Origin of the sequence: Nostoc sp. ChiQUE02 (assembly GCF_034531305.2) — a bacterium.
Taxonomy (GTDB): Bacteria; Cyanobacteriota; Cyanobacteriia; order Cyanobacteriales; family Nostocaceae; genus Nostoc.
The window spans coordinates 1-16,302 of the sequence record NZ_JAVRBN020000010.1; the positions used below are offsets into that span (position 1 = coordinate 1).

At 43.0% G+C, this 16,302-nt stretch carries 13 protein-coding genes; 5 read left to right on the forward strand and 8 right to left on the reverse strand.

What is annotated here, in order from left to right:
• Positions 1-197 precede the first annotated feature (197 nt).
• The gene (locus RM347_RS12740) at positions 198-362 is read left to right on the forward strand and encodes a hypothetical protein (RefSeq protein ID WP_322720404.1); all 165 of its coding nucleotides are present in this window, start codon (positions 198-200) and stop codon (positions 360-362) included.
• Positions 363-409: 47 nt separating this feature from the next.
• On the opposite strand, the gene topA is transcribed toward RM347_RS12740, so the two are convergent.
• From topA to ftsH, 6 genes are all read right to left on the reverse strand, one after another.
• Positions 410-2,578, reverse strand: a complete 2,169-nt coding sequence (gene topA, locus RM347_RS12745) for a type I DNA topoisomerase (protein ID WP_322720403.1) — start codon at positions 2,576-2,578, stop codon at positions 410-412.
• A gap of 140 nt (positions 2,579-2,718) precedes the next feature.
• On the reverse strand, positions 2,719-2,916 hold the full coding sequence (locus RM347_RS12750; protein ID WP_428850549.1) for a hypothetical protein: 198 nt from the start codon (positions 2,914-2,916) through the stop codon (positions 2,719-2,721).
• A 105-nt stretch (positions 2,917-3,021) separates the two neighbouring features.
• Positions 3,022-3,573 (reverse strand): hypothetical protein, encoded by a 552-nt coding sequence (locus RM347_RS12755; protein ID WP_322720401.1) that lies wholly within the window; start codon positions 3,571-3,573, stop codon positions 3,022-3,024.
• On the reverse strand, positions 3,570-5,777 hold the full coding sequence (locus RM347_RS12760) for a CHAT domain-containing protein (RefSeq protein WP_322720400.1): 2,208 nt from the start codon (positions 5,775-5,777) through the stop codon (positions 3,570-3,572). The genes RM347_RS12755 and RM347_RS12760 overlap by 4 nt, the downstream gene beginning before the upstream one ends.
• 596 nt (positions 5,778-6,373) lie before the next feature.
• Complete coding sequence (locus RM347_RS12765) at positions 6,374-7,294, reverse strand: DUF928 domain-containing protein (RefSeq protein ID WP_322720399.1); 921 nt, start codon at positions 7,292-7,294, stop codon at positions 6,374-6,376.
• Between the two features lie 196 nt (positions 7,295-7,490).
• A complete protein-coding gene (gene ftsH / locus RM347_RS12770; protein WP_322720398.1) occupies positions 7,491-9,380 on the reverse strand; it encodes an ATP-dependent zinc metalloprotease FtsH in 1,890 nt (629 codons plus the stop codon).
• A 430-nt stretch (positions 9,381-9,810) separates the two neighbouring features.
• Between ftsH and RM347_RS12775 the strand changes: the two genes are divergently transcribed.
• Positions 9,811-10,356 (forward strand): NADPH-dependent FMN reductase, encoded by a 546-nt coding sequence (locus RM347_RS12775; RefSeq protein WP_322720397.1) that lies wholly within the window; start codon positions 9,811-9,813, stop codon positions 10,354-10,356.
• A 48-nt stretch (positions 10,357-10,404) separates the two neighbouring features.
• On the opposite strand, the gene RM347_RS12780 is transcribed toward RM347_RS12775, so the two are convergent.
• On the reverse strand, positions 10,405-11,523 hold the full coding sequence (locus RM347_RS12780; RefSeq protein WP_322720396.1) for a ferrochelatase: 1,119 nt from the start codon (positions 11,521-11,523) through the stop codon (positions 10,405-10,407).
• A 533-nt stretch (positions 11,524-12,056) separates the two neighbouring features.
• Between RM347_RS12780 and RM347_RS12785 the strand changes: the two genes are divergently transcribed.
• Complete coding sequence (locus tag RM347_RS12785; RefSeq protein WP_322720395.1) at positions 12,057-12,650, forward strand: hypothetical protein; 594 nt, start codon at positions 12,057-12,059, stop codon at positions 12,648-12,650.
• A 95-nt stretch (positions 12,651-12,745) separates the two neighbouring features.
• Here RM347_RS12785 and RM347_RS12790 read toward each other — a convergent pair whose 3' ends face one another.
• The gene (locus tag RM347_RS12790; protein WP_322720394.1) at positions 12,746-12,943 is read right to left on the reverse strand and encodes a hypothetical protein; all 198 of its coding nucleotides are present in this window, start codon (positions 12,941-12,943) and stop codon (positions 12,746-12,748) included.
• Here RM347_RS12790 and RM347_RS12795 point away from each other — a divergent pair.
• A complete protein-coding gene (locus RM347_RS12795) occupies positions 12,934-14,196 on the forward strand; it encodes an MFS transporter (RefSeq protein WP_322720393.1) in 1,263 nt (420 codons plus the stop codon). The genes RM347_RS12790 and RM347_RS12795 overlap by 10 nt on opposite strands.
• A gap of 133 nt (positions 14,197-14,329) precedes the next feature.
• Positions 14,330-16,243, forward strand: coding sequence for a biosynthetic-type acetolactate synthase large subunit (gene ilvB, locus RM347_RS12800; RefSeq protein ID WP_322720392.1), 1,914 nt, complete (start codon positions 14,330-14,332; stop codon positions 16,241-16,243).
• Positions 16,244-16,302: the final 59 nt, after the last annotated feature.

A 16,302-nucleotide genomic window follows, 5' to 3' on the forward strand; every position in this document is an offset into this window, starting at 1 on the left:
TTACAACCCGCAGAAAGATTGTGGACTTTGGTTGATGAACCGATCGCCAATCAATCGTTTGAAACCCTAGATGATTTGGAGGAAGTTTTATTTCATCGATGCCAATCTCTGCTACAAATGCAAGATTTGATTCAAGGGTTAACTGGTTTTCATTGGTCGAATAAAATCGGAGTTTAATCGTAAGTCATTTACCGGACATGATATTACCTAAAGTTGATTTGATTGATGAGCAGATAAAGGAATCTTCTGAATCAGATGACTCCTTTGCTGAAGTTCGAGATTTGCTTGACTCTTCTGAGGAGGATGAAGAGGAATCTGATGAAATTGAAGATGATGAGGATATTTTTAAAGAAACTGAGTAAGTAAAAGACTAAATGTAGTGACCTGCAACACTAATAACTAAAATTAGTTAAGTTTTTGATATCTCCCCAAACTTAGGACTCCACCACCCTTTTGGCGTACTGAAATAAGCCACATCTTTATGTTTGGTATCCTTACGCGATTGTGGGTCAGAACATCGCAACATTTTTTTACTCTGCCCCTCTTTGATGTAACTGTACTCCTCTAAAGGTTTCTTACATACTGGACAGGGATATGCCGTCATTTTCACGGGAGGCTTTTGTTGATTTTCAGCTTGGACTGTTTTAGCTTGTGGTGGCTGCCAAGTTTTGTTAAAGTCGCTCCAAAACAACACGACATTTTCACAACCTTTTGTGCATTTGAGAAAATATTTCTTTTTAACTTTACTACTCGGAATTTTGGCAAGAAAATTTTTGCATTCAGGGCATCGAGTCTTGGAAGTTTCATATTTCCGCTCAGTTATCACATGAGCTTTACCTGTTGGGGAACTGGCAACTACAGTTTTAGCTTTTGAAAGTGCTGGTACAAAATAATTCTGATTCCAACTAGTTAAATAATGCTGCCAAGAGTTTTTTCCTTCAGAAATTGCATCAAGAGCATCTTCCATTTTCGCTGTGAATTCTGCCTCTAGTAAATCAGGCAATGCTTTGAGCAAAAACGCATCAACTTCTAACCCTAATGCTGTCGGTTGCAGATGGTCTTTTTTCAACTCAACATAATTTCGTTTTTTTAAAGTAGCAACAGTAGGAGCATAGGTACTTGGGCGACCAATTCCTTTACGTTCCATCAGTTGCACTAATTTTGGTTCGCTATAACGGGGTGGTGGCTGCGTCTGCTTCTGCTCATGTCCAGCATTCTCCAGTTTCAATGCTTGTCCCTGTTGTAATGAAGGTAAAACACTGTCCTTGCTGAGATTATTCCAGTACCGGGCATAACCGTAAAACTCAATCACTTGCCCTCTAGCTGACCACAGTAGAGAACCAGACTGAGTAATCACCAGAGTTTTACGCAATTGAGCAGCACGACACTGAGAGGCAATTGAGCGTTTCCAGATCATCACATACAGATTAAACTCATCATCAGGAAGTTCTAAACGCAATTGAACTGAGGGACGAAATACATCCGTTGGACGAATCGCCTCATGTGCTTCTTGAGCCGATTTGCTACTGCGATGCTTGGCGACTTGCTGCGGTACATTCTGCGGATCATTTTGCTCTAACCATTTACGGGCGCTGGCACAAAATTCTGGACTCAGCATTACTGAGTCTGTTCGCATATATGTTATCAGCCCTGCCTCATAGAGCTTTTGGGCGACAATCATGGTTTTATCAGGAGCAAACCTCAACTTTGAACCGGCTGCTTGCTGAAGGCTAGAAGTTGTAAATGGTGGAGGTGGCTGGCGGTTAACGATTTTTCCTTCAAAATGAATCACCTGATGAGGATGTCGCTGTGCTTCTTCTACTAAACGTGTAGCCTCTGCTTCGGAAAGAACGCGCTTAGACTCCGGTGTTTCTGGATTATTACCTACCTTTGCGTCATCGTGAGTTTCAGTTTCTTGCTCTGCTGCATCTTTTGCAGCATCAACCGTCCCTTTGTAAAAAGCCCGAAATCCTTCAGCATAATCGACCCAAACACTCCAGTAATCTTGGGGGACAAAAGCCAGAATTTCGTTTTCTCGCTGACAAATCAAGTGCAACGTCGCGCTTTGGACTCTGCCAACACTCTTAGCGCCGTTATTCAATGCCCAAACTAAAGGACTACCCTTATAACCTACCAACTTATCTAGGCAATCTCGGCACAACCCAGCACCGATTAAATTTTGGTCTAGCTTTCTGGGATTAGCGATCGCACTCTGCACTGCCGATGCTGTAATCTCAGTATAAATTACTCGTTTCGGTTCCCTTAAACCCAGCGTTTCTTTGAGATGCCAAGCGATTGTTTCACCTTCCCGGTCTGGGTCAGTTGCTAAAACAACTTCATCAACTTGCCTCACCGCAGACTTGAGCTTCTGGATTGTTTCTTTCGCTCGTTGGTCACGCGGGACGTAGTTGCATCTGACATTACTACCGTCCATGACAAAGCCCAAGGAATCGTCCCCTTCATTGCTCAGTTCTCGGATGTGACCACAACTGGCTAAAACTTTCCAATCCGAACCCAGAATTTGACTGAGTTTTTTGACTTTTCCCGGAGATTCTACCACAAGCAGGCGTTTGATCATAGCAACTGCGTTCTAGATTTTGAGCAATAAACTGGCAATTGCAATGAGCGATCGCCTATTCTCGTGATATCGATTTTCTAAAATAGTGTACCAAAAAGCTTTGGAAATTGCTTAACTGTGTAGCTCTAGCAAAAAATAAGTCAAGGTTTTCCAGCTAATTCCCCAATTGTACGTATACACAACCAAACGGAGACTAGTCCACCGAGTCCCATTGCAACTACACCATCATTACTGACAAGTTTCTCAAGGCTATCGTAATGTGTCAATGTTTTAGATATTAAATAGCTACCAGAAATTCCCCCGGAAACAGCAAGTGCTATGTGAAATACTTCATTCAATTCAAGTTTCCACTTAGAGGTTCGACGACCACGTATAAGCAAAATGATCAGTGCAGCAAAAATAGTAAGAATAAGCCAAGCTGCGTATAGATATTTCTGAGTCATCTAACCATTCCTATCCGATCTAGTCTGTGGGTCGGTAAACCATGCATAGATAGCGGCAAGCAGTCCACCAATAATAGCACCAGGAATTTGAGCTAATAAAACTCCCAGAAATGCACCTCCGCTTGCTAACGCCATAACACGATCGCCCCGTTTCCAAAAGTCAGCTTGCTTAGAACTATCTGCTAGGTGAGAATCCAAGCGAGATATGAACCTCTTTGCTGCTCCAGGGATATCATCTGCGTTCAAAATCTGAGCAATCTGACTTTCAAGATCAAGCGATGTTGATCCATTTACTGCAATTGCTAAACTCTTTGTTCGTTCCTGAGCTTGGTACTGCTTTAGTAAATTTTTATAGGCAGATTGATATTGCTCATTGAGAACAATATCCTGTTTCACTAAGCTTGGTATCTCTTTTATAACTTCAAGCTCATGATTTTCTAAAGCACGGCCTACTCTAAGAATTTCCTGGTGTAAATCCTGCGACAGCGGTTTTTCCATCTGAGAAACAGCTCTCAGAAAAGCCTCAAGTGTTCTAGCTTCAAAGGAATTCATACAAAACCTCTTCCAGTGAGGGTAAAAGCTGCCCAGTAGTAGGGATTAGCATACGGAGAAGACAATAGTTCAATTGTACTATATTCTTCCAGAATGCTATATGCTTGTTGTTCTAAATCCTGTTTAATTAATGGATCTAAGCCTTCTAGAGTGCTAAGAGTACAGAGCCAAGTTGCAAGGTCAGCACTCGTAACAGTGCGGAGCCATTGTTGTGCTTGATTCAGTGCCCTTGCTGGAGGCATACCTTCTTGAAGAAATTGATAAAACCGAATCATAATCCAAGCACTGGAAGTTTCTTCAACTGTCCATAAGGAGCTAAGGACGTTAGTAACTTTAGCCCGCAGAAAAGCACTAACTAGCCCGACATATTCAGTGGTGATAGTTTGGTTTCCGGTCAAAGCGGTTTCACAAGCAGCAATTGTCACTAAATCACAGGACTCAAGATTGAACTGGCTAATTTCCTTTGCACTCAGATAATCGTCATTTGCCAAGCCAAGTCGAGAGTTTTCCGGCTGATCGCTATTGTATTCTCCGTGTCCAGTGAAATGAAATACATGATAATTGTTATCTAACTTCTCAATAACATTAGCTTTGGTAGCTTGGTCTCCAATAATAGCAGTGGAGTTGGCAAACAGTTGCCGAACTATTGCGGATTCCAGTTGAGCATAGGGCATTGGATCAATACCGTCAATTGCAGGATCGTCTACATTTAATAACGGTTTTGTATGCCATCCCTCCATCGGATCTTGATTTTGCATATTCAGTCCAACTTGAACACTAGGTAGATAGGCAATAGTAAAACGCTCATTAAACAGAGCATGGAGGGGAAAACGGTGTAAATCCCGGTGAGGAATTAAAATCAGATCGTTGACACCAGTAAGTTGAGCTTCAATCGCAGGAATATCCAGAATGCGTTTGAGTTCCTCCAAAGTAGTGTCCATAGTGATTCGCCAAGGATTGTTCTGCTGGTCTCTAGTCTCCTCTTTACCCTTATCTCGGTAGTTTGAATATACTTGATCCCAGTCGCTGACCCACTTTTCAAATTCCAGTAAGCGTTTTAGAGATTCTGGTATTTTGCTGTGGTTGCTAGATGGGCTTGAATTAATCAGGACAGGAACTGGGGTATTGGGTTTCAAAACAAAAGTGGTCAGCGCAGCGGGACTGAGATGCCAATAAATTGCTGCTGTTGAAGTATTGAGAAACTGCTGAGTTTGTTCATACGTAGGAATTAACAAATCCTGCTCCCATAACAGCCACTTCAAACAAATATTTTTTCCTTCTTCTGCTGTTTGCCAAGCTTTTAAAATTTTTCCATTCCTTACCAAGATATCTACCGTTAACTGATTGAAACCTGTAAATTCAAGAGCTAGTAATCTTTTTTGTCGAAAGCTTTTAGCCTCCGCTAATAAACGGTTCAACAAATCTAAGCCTACTCTCTGCAAATGTTCTGCTTCCTGAATTTTTCCCAAAGCTAGAAAGACTTGAATTAGATCCTCAATGACCTTCAAATATTCTTTTGTCTGAGCATTTAAAAACCGTAAAGCTTGTTGATAACTTTTCTCAGCCTCCTTCCAATACGGGAAGGGATCTGCTGACTGCCGCAATCCATGTTTGTAGTGAATTTTTCCTTTAGCGCGATGGAGTTGCCCACAACCTTGTTTATGATAATTACGTACTCCTGAACGTAAATGCTTTAGTTGAGCTTGAGATAGCGGCAATCCTTCATCCAGTTTTTCCAAAGCCGTCGAGTATTCATGAAACCAACTAAATATTAGCGATCCCCATCCCTTACGAGCTTGCCAATAGCTTGGATCTATCTTTAGTGCTTCTTGATAAGCATCAATGGCATAATTATTCCTAGTTAAATCCTTTAGAACATTGCCACGACCATTTAAAACTTGTTTGCAGAAATTGTTTTTCTCAGTTTCTGTACGTAAATTGTTGTCGTCAGTAACAAACTTGAGTGCATTATCAAAAGCTTCGAGGGCTTGTAGCGATTTTTTAAGATTGTAAGCTAGTATTTTCCCTTTCTGATACCAAAACTTGGAATTTCTGGGTCTTAGAGCAAGAGCCTGATCCAGTAAATCAAGTGCAGCTTGGTATTCACCTTCTTGAGCTTGCTGATCAGCTTGGTCAAACAACTGCTCTGGAACTTTTAAAGCAGACTGAATTGCTCGCCCAATTTCTTTAGCTTTTGATAACATACTTTGAGTTTGAATAATTTGACCAAATATAAAGACTAAGTAGTAGTAAGAGGTTAAGTGTAGAATAATCGATTTTACACTTAACTGGAATTGAGCCGAGATAGGTTCAAATCCCTGTATACTTAGTCCTTAGACTGCTTATCCCCAAATTTAACTAGTGTTTTCGGGTTGTATATGCATATTTAGATTAGCGCTAGTCTCTCCATATATTACGTTCAAAATACAAACCTTTTTCTACGAGCATTTGCGTGATATCACGGCTTTTACAATCCATGCTAGCCTGTTTGCAGAGAAATATGCATATTTTTGAGTGTCAATAAGACGATCTAGCTTGGTTCTTTAATAAGCTAAAACATTAAGAATCTAGCTTTGTCATGCAAGTTAACCAACTCAACTATTGAGTTTGTGTAGCATGATCACTAATTTTTCTTCTAAGGCGATCGCACTTCCTGTTTCTCTACCAGCTTGACTTACAGCAGTAATTAGCGAGAATTGATACCGTCCACGCCATAAGTATTTGCGATCGCTTAATCTTAAATTGAAGGGTAAAAAACCCGGCTTCTCTATGAAAACCGGGTTTTTAAGTAATTTTTAACTTATTTCTGAGCAGTACAACAGGGCAATAAAGGCTTATTTACAACTTCTTTAATTTCTACTGAATTTAACAAATCTTCCCAATACTTCTGAACTTCAGGATCGTTAGGACGCTGGCGACGTAAATTAGCTAAGGTTCTCAGAGCATCTTCCCAAAACCCAGCTGTGGCAAATAAAACTGCACGATCCAAGTCTGTGTTTGGTTGGTTTAGCTGAAGAGATAGGTTTTCATCTTGCGATCGCACAATTGTGCCTTCTACATACGAGTCTTTATCGCGGTTACTCAGATCGCAAATCATCGAAAAAGTCCAATTATACTCTTTACCGATTTGTAGAGATGGCTGATTAACAGGTAAGTTTACACTAACAATACCATTCTGCCCAACAGGTTTGAAAGTTCCCTTATACAATGGGTCAACGCTATCATCATCCTGCAAAACAAATTCTAGTGCTTGCACTGTTGTCGAGGTTTGAGGAATGTAGAAAAAGAATGTGGGACGCTCTGCTGTAGTTCGTTGAGCTTCTTTATCTGTTGGTGTCAGGGGAATAATATATTGTCCAGTTTGAAAGCAACTTCCTCGTGTTCCTGCTGACCTTACCCTACCAGGTCTACCTGGGACAAAGGCGATACGATTTCTAGCGTTACCCCGTTGAATGTAACCTCTAACATTTCTAATTGCAGCAGTAGCATATCTATCTCCAGGACGTAGCCGCTCTGCTTGCTGAAAATTCAATAAAGCTTTTCTATAGTTTCTTCGTTTGGTTTCATTATAGCCTAATAGCATATATTGGGTGTAAGCAGATTTGGCTTGTGCCACTTGGTAAACTGACTCTGTTGCCAAAACCTGAGTAGTGCTTACAGGCTCGAAGGGGAGAAATGCTAAAGCAGCAAGCAGATAGCTTGCCCAAAATCTATGTTTCATGATGTTTATGTCCACTTGTAGTACATTGCTTGGCTATATATAATACAATAGCCTAAGCTTTACAGTGGCAAGACTTTGTCTGTGCTAGTTTTTGGGAAGGCTGAGGTAGCCTTCTAACTTTTTTTACAAAAAGATTCCCGACTTCTTAAAAAAGTCGGGAATCTGAGCCTTTAGATTTTCACTAGTCTAAAGTTGATTAATGAGGTACAGCCAATTTTTCATCAGTTACGTGAGCATTATCAGCAACAATTTTGCGGAATAAATCGCCTTCAATAGTCTCCTGTTCTGCTAGCAAATCTACTAAACGCTCCAAAACTACGCGGTTTTCTTCCAACAGTTCTTTAGCCTTGATGTAGGAATTGTTAACAATTTCGCGCACTTGCGAATCAATTTTGGCGGCAATTTCCTCAGAATAGTCTGATTTATTCATCCAGTCGCGTCCTAAAAATACCTCTGCACTCTGATTTTCCAAGGACAGTGGCCCTAATTCTGACATCCCGAAGCGTGTCACCATCTGCCGCGCCATCCCTGTCACATGCTGCAAGTCATTGCTTGCACCTGTGGTCACTTCTGGCTTACCAAAAACGATTTCCTCGGCGGCGCGGCCACCTAAAGTAGCAGTAATCCTGGATTTGAGTTGGGAACGGGAAATTAACCCCTGTTCTTCGTTGGGAGTAAACCAAGTTAATCCTAGTGCTTGTCCTCGTGGAATTAATGTAACTTTCTGTACAGGGTCATGGTCTTTGAGCAATGTGCCCACTAAAGCATGGCCAACTTCATGATAGGCAATCAAGCGCTTGCTCTTGCTGTCTACTAAGGCGGTACCTTCCATACCTGCAACAACTCGGTCTACAGCAGCATCAATTTCTAAAAGGGTGACAGCTTCTTTGCGCCTCCTCGCAGTGAGAATGGCGGCTTCGTTGAGTAAGTTGGCTAAATCTGCGCCAGTAAAACCAGGGGTACGGCGAGCGATCGCTTCTAATGATACGCTAGGGTCAATTTTCTTATTCCGGGCGTGGACTTTCAAAATTTCCAGTCGTCCTTTTAGATCCGGTGCATCCACCATCACTTGTCTGTCAAAGCGTCCTGGTCTGAGCAGCGCTGCATCTAAAACATCTGGACGGTTAGTGGCAGCAATAATAATAATGCCTGTGTTACCTTCAAAACCATCCATTTCGGTGAGCAGTTGGTTGAGGGTTTGTTCGCGCTCGTCGTTACCACCACCGATTCCAGCACCCCGTTGTCTACCTACTGCGTCAATTTCATCGATAAATATTAGGCAAGGAGCATTCTCTTTGGCTTTTTTGAAGAGGTCACGCACACGAGATGCACCCACACCAACGAACATTTCCACGAATTCCGAACCGGAAATACTGAAGAATGGTACACCTGCTTCACCTGCGATCGCTTTTGCTAGTAAAGTTTTACCAGTACCAGGGGGGCCAATTAACAGCACTCCTTTGGGAATACGTGCGCCTACAGCAGTAAATCTTTCAGGCTGTTTCAAGAAAGTAACAACTTCTTCGAGTTCTTCTTTAGCTTCTTCGACCCCGGCTACATCTTCAAATTTAACTCCAGTTTTTGCCTCCATTTGGAAGCGAGCTTTGGATTTGCCGAAATTCATCGCTTGGCTAGAAGCATTAGTAGAGCGCCGGAGGAACAATAGCATTAAAGCTACCAGTGGCAAAATCCACATCAAATTGATCAACAGCCCAACAGCAGCTCGACTGTTAGCAGAGGAAACCTCGCCAAAATCAACATTCTTATCTTTGAGAATGTTAATCAACTCTGTGTTTTGCGCCAGAAGTCTCACCTGTTGCGGTGGTGTATTCTCCTTTTGCCCCTTGAGATAAACCCTTGCTACCTGTTCGGTTTCGTCAAGCTCTACTTTTTGGATTTCTCCCGCCTTCGCTTTCTTGATCAAGTCGCCATAATTTAGAGAAGTGGTCTCTGCTTTTTGTGCCATAACAGGAGTACTTCCGAAAATTCCTGGCAACATAATCAAACTAGCAGCAATCGCACCAACCCAAGCAACGCGCTTTGACGACTGCCTTTTTATCAATGCTTTTTTTCCCAAATTTGTCATAATAATTACCCTTTGTCTGCTGGCACAAGTTGAGCGCTGGTTTTATGCCTATTCTTCTAGCAAAAATTGTAATAACTGGAAATTACACTTTTCTTATCTAGTCTAACTTCCAGACAAAAACATTCCCAAATGTCTTTCGACTATTGCATAAACTCGATCAGCCTGGATAATTTTACGAAGAAGTAGTCAGGAGCGGAGCAAGGAAAGCTCCGCCTTTAGTCATAAGCCAGAAGCTAGAAGACTTGTGTGCAACTGGCTCCTAAATTGTTGGTCAAAGCCTTACCCTTAGGGGGCGAAAAAACCAAAAATTTTTTCCAAAATTTTAATTTGACACATTGCGATACAAATAGCTAAGATAAACATAGTCATAACGACTTCGTTTTACAAAAAGCCTTGTGATAGTAGCTAGTTAGTAACTTGTGGGTTAATTATGGTGAGAATTGTTGGTATTGGCGGTAGTTTAAGACCCAATTCCTATACTGAGCTTGCTTTGCAGGTTGCAACGCAAAGAGTAGAAGCCTTGGGTGCAGAGGTAGAAATTCTTGATTTAAAGCAATTGCAGCTACCATTTTGCACTGGGGCTAAGGAGTATCCAGAATACCCAGATGTTCAGCGTTTGCAGGATACTGTCAGTCAGGCCGATGGATTAATTTTAGCGACACCTGAGTATCATGGTGGGGTTAGTGGTGTACTGAAAAATGCTCTGGACTTAATGAGCTTTGATCAGCTGTCTGATAAAGTGGCAGGATTTATTAGTGTCTTGGGTGGTCAGTCTAATAGCAACGCTCTAAACGAACTACGGTTAATTACCAGATGGGTGCATTGTTGGTCTATCCCTGAACAAATTGCGATCGGACAAGCTTGGGGTGCGTTCAGTCCTGAAGGCAAGCTAGTAGATGAGAAACTCTCCCAAAGATTTGATGAATTTGCTCAGAGTTTAGTTGATAATACTCGCAAGCTGCGGGGCGTAAATTAGTTTATAGGGTGGTCAAAGCTTTGCCCACCCTACAAACTCAAACTTTACTTAATGATGATGGTGGTGATGATGGTGATCCCCTGCGAGTTGGGGATTAACCGCCAAACTTTGCTCTGACAACAACTCTGCAATATGAGCATCAGCCCATTGGGCTGCCATAGCCAAAAATTCTGGATGGTCGTTGACGCAAGCCATTTGCACGTAGTTCGTACCAGGATGCTGTTTCTCTAAAGCATGGATGATATGGTGTACATCCAATAAAGTTTCGTGGTTTTCTGTGGCAAAGCCAATTGGCATAAAAATTACCACTTTTGCACCTAGTTGAATCAGGTTATTTGCCGCTTGCTCTGCATTTGGCTGTGTCCAATCAATTAAGGGCGTGTCATGATTGAGCCAACCCACGGAGATTAGGGGATAACGGTTAATCAACTTATCCCGAACTAAATCGTACATTGCTTCACTTTCGGCAATCCCAGAAGTAAAGCCTTTGGCTTTATGGGGACAACCGTGGTTCATTAGCACAATGCCGATTTGAGAAGGGAGATAAGCTCCTGCTAATTCAGCAATTTTCTCCTCAACCAGATGAGCCATCAAATCGATGTAGGCTGGTTCGTTGAAGAAAGAAGGAATGTAACGCTGTGCTTTAACCCAGTGCTCCTCACCATCAGTCAACTCAACGAGAGCATTGTTAACTTGCTCGATCGCAATCCCACTGGTAAAAATAGAATCAACAACCAGCAGTGGGTAAATCAGCAGCTTCGAGAAGCCTTGGTTTTTGATTTCTGCTAAAACTTGATTGGGTAGAAAAGGGGCACAGAAGTTGAAAGCCTTGAAAACTTCAACCTTATCACCCCATTTTTCTTGTAAATTCTTCTCAATCCCAACCCGTTGCTGTTCAAAGATGGCATTGTGTGGGGAGATAAAATCGTGGTGTGTGTGTCCCCACTCATGGCGGTCAAATAGCGCCAAAAGCTTTGCCAGGGGAGGATAAATCCAGGTTGGTACTGGTGCGAACTTTGCTGTCAGTAGATTTAAAGCCTGTTCGTTATAGTTGGCGAAATCTTCGTAGCTTTCGACTTCGCCGTAGCCCATGAGCAATACGGCTACACGGTCTTTACCTGATAGATGCTCGTGGGTGTGTTGTACTTTTTCCGGCGTGGCAACCACAATTAGTTCCTCAATATAACCAGAGTGCAGAGAAATATAAAGTCAGGGAATAGTTTGCACATTTTCCCCACTTGTAACTTATTATCCCACCCAGGGGGATAGGATAGATGGGAAAATCAAGATAATACATCAAAAGACATACAAGACTTACGCACAGATAACGGAAAATCTAACCACAGAGACACAGAGAACACGGTGAAATAAGAGTTTGAGAGGTATTTTGCGTAAGTCCTTACATATAAAACATACGTCGGGGATTGGGTATGCAAAATTGAACCAATGTGCCATCTGCCATATTGCTGGAATAGCGAAAGCGGTTATATTCCGAAAAGTTGCGTTTTCAGCGAAATTAATTTGGTGCAGCTTTTTGCTAAATGCCTCTATCAAGATTTAAGTCTTGAATAATTCCCAACATCAAGTTCAGAGTTTCAAAATATTCTCTTAAAGGCGCAAAGCTTAACACACTTTATTACTTGATTTTTGAAAAAGCTCTGTACATTTGAAGAGTCAAAAAATCAAAGGTAATGTTAAAGATGAGTATAATTATTTGCCCTGGAATTCATGAGCCAGAGTTAACTGAAAGCTTTAGAGTAGGATTATTAGATGTAGTTGGGAATAGCGCGATCGCTCCTAATGCCGAAAATATACTGATTTATCCGGGTAAAGATTTTTTAGTTTTATCAGCACTTCATATCTTGCAGTTTTTATGCGTTAGCGTAGCTCACCGCAGGTATCGCTTGACCGGCTCTTTAAAATCACCAATTATATTCATTAGCTTTAGTGCTGGTGTAGTCGGGGCAATAGGAGCAGCGCATTTGTGGCAACTCTTGGGTGGTCGTGTCAAAGCGTTTATTGCTATAGATGGATGGGGAGTACCACTACAGGGTAATTTCCCTATTCATCGGATGAGTCATGATTATTTCACCCATTGGAGTTCTTGTTTGCTAGGTTGTGGGCAAAATAACTTTTATGCAGAGCCAGCAGTTGATCATTTGTCCATATGGCGATCGCCCCAAACTGTACAAGGCTGCTGGGTAGATTCGTCCATTGAGATTATTCCACCCAAAGGTCGTCTGACAGCTACTGAGTTTTTGCTTATGCTGTTAAAGCGCTATGAAGCAAATTAATCCGGACAATGGAGTAAGTAAACAGGAGTTAGGAGTGAGGAGTTAGTCATTTGTCATTAGTTCCCCCAACTCTCCAATCCCCAGTACAGACGCGATTAATGAGCCAGCGCGTTGCGGTGAATCCAGCGCTGTAGGCGGGTTTCCCGCCGTAGGCGACTGGTGAACCCGAAGGGGGGTTCCCACGCCACTTCCTTCAAGTCGGCAAAGCCGCCCAACGGAGTGGCTCCCCGTTGTAGCGACTGGCGTCGCGTCTCTCCCACTCCCCATCTACCCAAAGTATCTAATGTTTCCAACTGAACCGGCTGCTGTTAATAACGGGTTTGGCGCACTGCTAAAAAACCGTGGTTTTATGCTCCTGTGGATTGGGCAACTGTTGTCCCAGTTAGCAGATAAGGTCTTTTTTGTTTTGATGATTGCTCTCTTGGAGAACTACTCACCGCTTCCTGGGTTGGCGCAAAACTCGATGTACTCAACCTTGATGCTGTCGTTTACAATACCAGCAATTTTGTTCGGCTCTGCCGGTGGTATCTTTGTTGACCGCTTGCCAAAAAAGCTGATTATGGTTGGCTCAGATGTTGTGCGGGGAATATTGACGCTATGTCTTCCCTTGTTACCACGAGAGTTCCTGATTCTGTTAATCCTGACTTTTGCCATTTCTACGGTGACTCAGTTTTTTGCACCAGCTGAACAAGCAGCCATTCCCTTGTTGGTGAAGCGAGAGAATTTGTTGGCAGCTAATGCGCTGTTTAGCAGCACAATGATGGGAGCTTTAATTGTTGGCTTTGCTATAGGAGAGCCGATTTTGAGTTTGGCGAAAAGCTGGATGGGAGAAGAATACGGTCAAGAGCTTGTAGTTGGCGGATTATACATATTATCGGCTGCGATCATGCAGCCAATTAAGTTTAAAGAACACAAACCCCACCGGGAACATCGGGCATCAAATCACCCTTGGGCTGAATTCACCGAAAGCCTACGCTATCTCAAGAAAAACCCTTTGATCTTGAATGCCATGCTGCAACTGACAACTTTATATTGTGTATTTGCAGCCTTAACAGTGCTGACGATTCGATTAGCCGAGGAGTTTGGTCTAAAAGAAAAACAGTTTGGCTTTTTCTTGGCAGCAGCAGGGGTGGGTATGGTATTTGGTGCAGCGATTTTAGGTCATTGGGGTGAGAAATTACATCACAAGCCCTTACCTTTAATTGGATTTTTGATGATGGCACTAGTATTAGGGGTGTTCACTTTTACGCACAACTTGTTGCTGGCACTAGGATTATGTGGATTTTTGGGTGTAGGTGCTGCCTTAATTGGTGTACCCATGCAAACTTTAATTCAACAGCAAACACCACCTACCATGCACGGTAAAGTATTTGGCTTTCAAAATCATGCCGTCAACATCGCTCTGGCGTTACCTCTGGCGATTACTGGACCATTAACTGATGCTCTGGGCTTGCGATTTGTGCTTGTAGCAATGAGTATTATTGTTGTGGTTGTCGGTGTTTGGGCTTGGCAAAATACCCGCAAAGTCTTGCAAGACGTAATTTAATTAATGTAGGCTAATAATCTAGCTTTATATTTAATATATAAAATTCTCAGAATTTGATTGAACTTTTCAATTAAAATGAAATCTTAACTACAGAAATTCAGCATTAACTTTAGCTATAGTCTGAGGTTTGACCGTGCGTTCACGAAGTGTCTCCGCAGGAGAATCGCTCTCCCAAATTAGTCTCCCACAAACCGAGAATCACAAACAGTCTCGTATTTCTAGCCCGCCAGTCGTGCCCAAACGTGCATCTGGCGGTTTTGCTCTGCTTGACAGCCTTCATCGCCACGGCGTTGATTATATTTTTGGTTATCCTGGTGGGGCAATTCTACCAATTTACGACGACCTGTATAAGGTGGAAGCAACTGGTGCTATGAAGCACATTCTCGTGAGACACGAACAAGGCGCAGCCCACGCCGCTGATGGTTACGCCCGTGCTACTGGGAAAGTAGGAGTATGCTTTGGTACTTCTGGCCCAGGAGCAACTAACTTGGTGACAGGGATCGCCACAGCCTACATGGACTCAATCCCGATGATTGTGGTGACAGGGCAGGTAGCACGCCCGTCGATTGGTACAGATGCGTTTCAGGAAACCGATATTTACGGGATTACGCTACCAATCGTGAAGCACTCTTATGTAGTGCGTGACCCCAAAGATATGGCGCGAATTGTCGCCGAAGCCTTCCATATCGCTAGCACAGGGCGTCCGGGGCCAGTTTTGATTGATGTCCCCAAAGATGTAGCTTTAGAAGAATTTGACTATGTGCCTGTAAAACCAGGTTCAGTGAAGTTACGCGGTTATCGTCCCACAGTGAAGGGAAATCCCCGGCAAATTCATGCCGCGATCCAGTTGATTACTGAAAGTCGCCGTCCGCTATTGTATGTGGGTGGTGGTGCGATCGCAGCTGGTGCTCATGAAGAAATAAAAGAGCTAGCTGAGTTATTTAATATCCCCGTCACCACAACCTTAATGGGGATCGGTGCATTTGACGAACATCATCCCCTAGCTTTAGGAATGTTGGGGATGCACGGCACAGCTTACGCTAACTTCGCTGTTAGTGATTGTGACTTGCTGATTTGCGTTGGCGCTAGATTTGACGATCGCGTGACAGGCAAGTTAGACGAATTCGCCTCCCGCGCCAAAGTAATCCACATTGATATCGATCCAGCAGAAGTTGGCAAAAATCGCATTCCCGAAGTGCCCATCGTCGGCGATGTGCGGAACGTGTTAGTAGACTTGTTGCGTCGTTGCAAAGAAACAGGCGTTAAGGCTACACCGAATCAAAACCAAGAGTGGCTAAATCTAGTTAACCGTTGGCGCGAAGAATATCCTCTAATCGTGCCGCAGCATCACGACAGCATTTCACCCCAAGAAGTGATTGTAGAAGTCAATAGCCAAGCACCCCATGCTTTCTACACCACAGATGTTGGACAACATCAAATGTGGGCAGCACAATTCCTGAAGAATGGCCCAAGGCGCTGGATTTCTAGCGCTGGTTTGGGAACGATGGGTTTTGGCTTACCTGCGGCAATGGGCGCGAAAGTGGCGTTTCCTGATGAAGAAGTCATCTGTATCAGCGGTGATGCTAGTTTCCAAATGTGTTTACAGGAACTAGGGACAATTTCACAGTATGGAATAAATGTCAAGACAATAATTATCAACAACGGCTGGCAAGGGATGGTACGCCAGTGGCAGCAAGCCTTCTATGGTGAACGTTACTCATGCTCCGACATGGAAGTAGGGATGCCAGACGTAGAGTTGTTGGGAAAAGCTTATGGCATTAAAGGCATGGTAATCAACGATCGCAGTCAATTAAAAGATGCGATCGCCGAAATGCTGGCACACAAAGGGCCAGTAATCTTAAACGTCCACGTCACCAGAGACGAAAACTGCTATCCAATGGTAGCTCCAGGCAAGAGCAACGCTCAAATGGTCGGCTTGCAGAAGCAACCGCCCAAAGCAGCAGCAGAGCCAGTTTATTGTAGTAACTGCAATGCCAAAAATGCTCCTAACCACAACTTCTGTGCTGAGTGTGGGACGAAGCTGTAACGCTTTTTGATAATTCAGACTAGAGAGGTAGGGGAGCAAGGAGAAGGGGAGAAAGATAC